At 64.5% G+C, this 454-nt stretch carries 1 protein-coding gene; it reads left to right on the forward strand.

Annotation, left to right across the window (positions count from 1 at the left end):
* Positions 1-454, forward strand: a 454-nt coding sequence (locus IMZ11_RS44105) for a DNA gyrase subunit A (RefSeq protein ID WP_305075964.1), incomplete at both ends; no start/stop codon positions are given.

The raw sequence follows: 454 nt of genomic DNA on the forward strand, positions 1-454 counted from the left end.
ACTCTGGCCGCGGTGTGCGAGCGGGTCAAGGGCCCGGACTTCCCCACCAGCGGCCTGATCGTGGGCAGCCAGGGCATCGAGGACACCTACAAGACCGGGCGCGGCTCGGTCAAGATGCGCGGTGTCGTCGAGATCGAGGAAGACAGCCGGGGCCGCACCGGCATCGTCATCACCGAACTGCCCTACCAGGTCAACCACGACAACTTCATCACCTCGATCGCCGAGCAGGTGCGCGACGGCAAGCTGGGCGGCATCTCCAACATCGAAGACCAGTCCAGTGACCGGGTCGGTCTGCGAATCGTGGTGGAGCTCAAGCGCGATGCCGTGGCCAAGGTTGTGCTGAACAACCTCTACAAGCACACCCAGCTGCAAACCAGCTTCGGGGCCAACATGCTGTCGATCGTCGACGGCGTACCGCGCACCCTGCGTCTGGACCAGCTGATCCGGCTGTACG

Origin of the sequence: Microtetraspora sp. AC03309 (genome assembly GCF_020826795.1) — a bacterium.
GTDB lineage: Bacteria > Actinomycetota > Actinomycetes > Streptosporangiales > Streptosporangiaceae > Microtetraspora > Microtetraspora glauca.